Raw genomic sequence first — 2,531 nt, 5'->3', positions numbered from 1 at the left:
AACACGAGACCGCGAACCGGCAGGTCAAGACCTACCTGCGCGGCCCGGGGAAGGTCCTGCGGTCGCAGTCACCCGAGGGGGTCTACCAGGAGATCTGGGGCTACCTGCTCACCCACCACGCGATCGCCGCGCTGATCTGCGCGGCCGCGACCGCCGCCGGGATCGACCCCGACCGGGTCCGGTTCACCCGGACCGTGAGAGTTCTGCGCCGGCAGGTCGCTGACCCGCCGGCCTTTTCCCCCTGACCAGCAGGAACACGCCCTCACCCTGATCACCACGGACATCACCCGGCCCGCGAAACTCACCCGGCACCGCGAACGCACCTACCCCCGCGCGGTGCGACGCGCCGGCCCGCACCGCTACCCGGTGAAGAAATCCCGCCAGCGCGGTAGGCGTCACTCCGCCCCGCCCACGATCAGGCTCGCCAACCCTGTAGAACCCCAGGCAGCAGCTTGATCAAAATAGGCTAAGTGGCATTAGAGCAAGACCTGATGATTTTGGTCGTTGGGACGACCAAAATCCTCAATGCTTCGGTTGGCTCCCCCCGGGCCGCGATCACCGCCTGGAGCCGGAAGGGATCCGTCCGCCATGCCGCGACCGCGGTCCGAGACGCGGGGGCACCGGGATGACCAGATCTTCGCACCTCTCGGGAGCCATCGACGGCACCGAGCGCCCGACACCATGGAGCGCCGGAATCTGCGAAAGTCCTGTCACCTCGGACCGAGCGCCGCGCGAATTTACCTCACCGTGACACGACCCTCCTGTCTGCCACCGCCCCGCGAGAGAGTCGGCCGCATGCCGGATGTCGGGTACGACCACGGCCAGCATTGAGAAGAGCCTTCCCGTCGCCCCAGGACAGGCCCGTGACAAGTCGATCCGAAGCGATTAACAATGCGGCGAGTGACATCTCGTAAACCCCCGTTCGAGGGGGTCCGCCAGGTCGACCGGAAGGTCCGCGAAACGCGCCGTACCACCTTGCCCCCGTACCGGTGGACACCTTCGGTTCCTACCCGAACTTGCCTACCCGTTGGTGCCGAGAAAAGCGGCGGCACATTCGGGCTCCCCGTTCGCCCTACCCCCTCCGGGGCTCCGGCCGGCGACGGTACCAGTCACAGCAGCGACTCGTTCACGCACGATGAGCAGCCGCCACCGGCGGCCCCGAACCACCCTATTTCGGACATAAGGACAGGCCATCAGCCCGAAGACACCTGTGATGCCGTCAGATCAGGGGCCGACCCGCCAGCAGGAAAGATCTTTCCGGTGATCATCCGTCCGTCTGCATCGATCGCTCCGCCGGTGACGACCGCGGGCCGAGCGGGTAGTACGCGATTAGTGCGGACGGACACTCGCGCGTCTTTTCTGGACCGGACCTGACTAGGCCATCTCTAACCAAACGGGGTAGCTTTCTGCGTCAGTCGAGCCTGTCCGGCAGACGCTGATCCGCACCCTGCACGACCACCGCATCCTGAAAACCGGTGGTTCGGCGGGCGCCGTCGGCGAGTGCCCTGGCGACTCGCCACAGTCAGGGAGAGGGATTCATGCGCATCAACAGAATGCGGGCCGTGACGGCCGGCGTTCTCGGCGCGGCACTCACGGCGGCGGCTCTGCCCGCCTCGGCCGAGCCCACGCCGACGGCAACCGCGACCACCGACATCATGAGCAGCATCTTCGCCACTCCGGAGGCGACCTGGCCCGCGCAGGACGGAATAACCATCGGCCTGGACCCGACCGGATCACCCAGCGCTACCCCCAGCGCCAGCGCAAGCCCGCTGGCCACAACCGTGGCCCCCAGCATGGGAGCCGTGATCACCAGTCCTTCCGCGAGGCCGGTCGGCGGCGGCACCGGTGACGCCACACTCGATCAGTTCCTTTCCCTGCTGCCGTTCACGATTCCCTTCGACCGGGAAATCAACGGCATCGAGGATTTCGAGGTCAACCCGCTGGCGCTCACGTACACGTGCACCGCACAGGGCCCGCTCTGGAAAATCAGAAACCATTCCACCGAGGCCTACGGTTTCGGCTGGTTCGACACCAGCCAGGGCTCCGGGATCTCCACCATCGCCCCCGGCGAGTCGATGACCCTGCCGACACGCGCGCTCGCGGTCATCGCCTCCCCGTGGAGCGCGGCCACCGGACGTCTGCTCGTCACGGTCCCGGCGGTCGGTGTCTCCAACTGCTCGGGCGGGCCGGGCATCGGGGCGAGCCCGACCAAGGCCGGCGTCGGGGGTGGGGCCGGCGGGGGCGCCACCCGCACCCCGGGAACCGGCGGCGGTGGTGGAACCGGGACTTCGACCGGAGGCACCGGCGCGGGCGGCGGGACGGCCACAGCCACACCCGGCGGCTCCGGGGGTGGGGCGCCCGGAGGCGGTAACGGCGGTGTGGGCACGGGCGGTACCGGTAGCGGCGGCGGAACCGGCGGCGGCGGCACCGGAACCGGTGGCGGTGGCGGTGGCGGCACCGGTGGCGGTGGCGGTGGGACCGGCACCGGTTCCGGCGGCGGCGGAACCGGTGGGGGCGGCGGCGGCACGGGC

At 69.2% G+C, this 2,531-nt stretch carries 1 protein-coding gene and 1 pseudogene; both read left to right on the top strand.

The window, feature by feature from the left end; translation table 11 throughout:
• Nucleotides 1-245 (top strand): annotated as a pseudogene (locus tag FREUN1FDRAFT_RS38785) (transposase); the annotation flags it as partial.
• Between the two features lie 1,293 nt (nt 246-1,538).
• The coding region (locus FREUN1FDRAFT_RS44800; protein WP_006545921.1) for a hypothetical protein at nt 1,539-2,531 on the top strand (993 nt) is incomplete at its 3' end.

The sequence above is a fragment of the Parafrankia sp. EUN1f genome (assembly GCF_000177675.1).
Lineage (GTDB): Bacteria > Actinomycetota > Actinomycetes > Frankiales > Frankiaceae > Parafrankia.
The sequence above is the reverse complement of the archived record's forward strand: the minus strand, read 5'-3'. Positions and strand labels throughout refer to the sequence as shown.